2 protein-coding genes and 2 pseudogenes are annotated in these 2658 nt (G+C 71.4%); 3 read left to right on the forward strand and 1 reads right to left on the reverse strand.

Annotated elements, in window-relative coordinates:
• Positions 1–688: pseudogene (locus R1101_RS27860) on the reverse strand (ATP-dependent helicase); the annotation flags it as partial.
• Between the two features lie 49 nt (positions 689–737).
• Between R1101_RS27860 and R1101_RS0120710 the strand changes: the two are divergent.
• The 3 genes and pseudogenes from R1101_RS0120710 to R1101_RS30380 form a co-directional block, all read left to right on the forward strand.
• Positions 738–1661 (forward strand): NADP-dependent oxidoreductase, encoded by a 924-nt coding sequence (locus tag R1101_RS0120710; RefSeq protein WP_016935194.1) that lies wholly within the window; start codon positions 738–740, stop codon positions 1659–1661.
• A 67-nt stretch (positions 1662–1728) separates the two neighbouring features.
• Positions 1729–2418 carry a GmrSD restriction endonuclease domain-containing protein gene (locus R1101_RS0120715; RefSeq protein ID WP_016935195.1) on the forward strand — a complete coding sequence of 230 codons (690 nt, stop codon included), beginning with the start codon at positions 1729–1731 and terminating at the stop codon, positions 2416–2418.
• 112 nt (positions 2419–2530) lie between these two features.
• Positions 2531–2658: pseudogene (locus tag R1101_RS30380) on the forward strand (shikimate 5-dehydrogenase); the annotation flags it as partial.

Below are 2658 nucleotides of genomic sequence, written 5' to 3' on the forward strand. Positions count from 1 at the left end.
GGGAATCGGCACCGACACCGTCGTCGACGTCGTCGGGCTCGACGAGACGCAGTACCAGATCGGGTTCGTATCCGGCCAGGCTCGCACGCCATTCCTCGAGCGCGTCGGCCATGCGCTGGGTGCCCCGGGGATGGGGGTTGCCCTCCGCCAGGGCGGCGACGAGCGGATGCAGCGAGGTGGAGGCGCCGTGGAGCGTGCGCACGATCGGGTCGGTCAGTTCGCGGCACAGATCGTCGAGCAGATCGACCGGTCGTCCGAGCTGTCGCTGCGCAGGAGACATCGCGGCCGCCAGTTCCGCGGACCAGGCCCGCGTCTTCTCGCCACCGAGCAGACGCCACCGCGCCCACCACTGCTTCTCGACCCGCACCAGTTCCGGTGCGACGCGACCGGCCTGCGCCCACCTCTCGATGCCACGGGCGACGTGCGCGAGATACCGCAGGTCGCCGCCCACGCCTCCGGGACGCCGGGGTATGTCCAGCAGCAGTTCTGCCGCGTCCGGTGGTGCCACGGCGACGGCGGGCACCGTGCTCGGCTCGGTCTCCGCGGGGAGGGTGAGGGTGACGCGGTGGCGGAACGGTCGGTCGATCCACCGGCGCAGCGCCGACGGCAGCGCGTCGGGATCGGGCTCTGCGGCGGGGTCCCACCACAGCATCAGGCCGGATCCCGGCGACCACAGCCCGTGCAACATGCCCACTATCGTGCCAGTCGTACCCGACCCCGATGGCAGGCTGGGTCCCATGGCACGCGCATTCGGCTTCGTGGAGTACGGCGGTCCGGAGACACAGCAGCTGTTCGACACTCCCGTCCCCTCACCCGGGCCGGGGCAACTCCTCGTGGCGGTCCGGGCCGCGGGTGTGAATCCCGCCGACTGGAAGGTGCGGTCCGGACAGCGCAGGAACAGCGTCACGGTGCACTTCCCGGCCGTGCTCGGCCGGGAGGTCGCGGGCGTGGTGGAGGCGGCCGGTCCGGACGCCGGCTTCACGGCGGGCGACGCCGTCTTCGGAGCCACCGCGGAGGGTCACGGCGGTTACACCGAGTACACACTCGTCGATGCGCGCGCTGCCGCGCACAAGCCCGGGTCCGTGCCGTTCGAGGTGGCGGCCACTCTTCCGGTCGCGGCCGGAACGGCCTTCGACATCGTCGAGCACCTCGACATCGTGGACGCGGACACCGTGCTCGTCCTCGGTGCCGGTGGCGGTGTGGGAACGGCGACCACGCAACTCGCGCACACCGCGGGCGCCGCCGTGCTCGGCGTGGCGAGTGCGGGGAAACGCGATCTCGTCGAATCGTGCGGCGGGCTGTGGATCGAATCCGGTGCGGGCTTCGGCGAGCGGGTCGCGGCCGCCGCGGAGCGGTGCGGGACGGTGACCGCGGTCGTCGATCTCGTCGGCGGCGACGTGTTGGAACGGGCGGTCGCGCTGACCCGGGCGCCGGAACGGGTCGTGAGTGTCGCCGATCCTTCCCGCGCACAGGCCCTGGGCGGTTCGGGGATCACCCGGCGACGGACCCGGGCAGTGTTCGAGCAGGTCGCGGGGCTCGTCGAGCGGGGCGTCCTCACGCCTCGCATCGAGCGGACCTTCCCTCTCGCCGAAGCCGGTCGCGCGCTCGAACTCGTCGAATCCGGGCATGCGGGCGGGAAGGTCGTCGTCACTGTGCCCTGAATCGCTCTGCCGCGAGCGCCCTGTCGGCGCGGTATGCCAGGATCGCCGCGTGCGTGGGGGGAACGCGATGTGGTGGGTGGTGGCCGTGATCGTCGCGGTGGTGCTGTCCTGGCTGTGGGATCGCACCGGACCGGGATCCGGGACGGTGCCGGGCAGCCCCGCCCGAGCCGAGGTGCACGCCCTGCTGGCCCAGGTGACGGTGGTCGAGGAGCGGCAGAAGGTGCCCGGTTATCAGCGGGGATGCGGCGCCGGGGAGCGATGCGTGTTCGGGCCGGCCTGGTCCGACGACCATCCCGGCGCCGGCGGGCGCGACGGATGCGACACCCGCAACAACGTCCTCGCCCGCGACCTCGTCTCACCCACTTTCCGGGCGGGCAGCGACGACTGTGTCGTGATGTCCGGGGTCCTGAACGATCCGTACACCGGGGCGCGCGTGGAGTTCCGGCGTGCCGAGGCGAACGCCGTGCACATCGACCACATCTATCCGCTCGCCGCGGCATGGGATCTCGGTGCCGCCGGATGGCCCGCCGACCGCCGGCGCCAGTTCGCGAACGACATCACCTACAACCTCGTCGCCGTCGACGGGCAGGCGAACCTCGACAAGCGCGACGGCACGCCGGCGCGGTGGTTACCGCCGGCGCCGGGTTACCGCTGCTGGTTCGCGGGACGGTACCTGACCGTGGCGGTGCGCTACGCACTGCCGATCACGGTCGACGACCACCGCGCCCTGACGGGCGCGGCGGAATCGTGCCCGTGACCTCTCGCGCGGTTCGTCAGGCCTGTCGGGCAGGAAGGTCGCGCGGGATCCGGTCGGGATGCTCGAGCGAGAACATCGATGTCCTCGTATGCCGTGGGGCTACGGTGAGGAAATGCTCGAGCGCATCTCCAAGGACACCCGGCTGTGCATCTCGATGTCCGGCCGCCCCAGCAACATCGGCACCCGCTTCCACAACTACCTCTACGAGGAACTCGATCTCGACTTCGTCTACAAGGCGTT

The sequence above is a fragment of the Rhodococcus sp. R1101 genome (assembly GCF_000278445.1).
GTDB lineage: Bacteria > Actinomycetota > Actinomycetes > Mycobacteriales > Mycobacteriaceae > Rhodococcus > Rhodococcus gordoniae.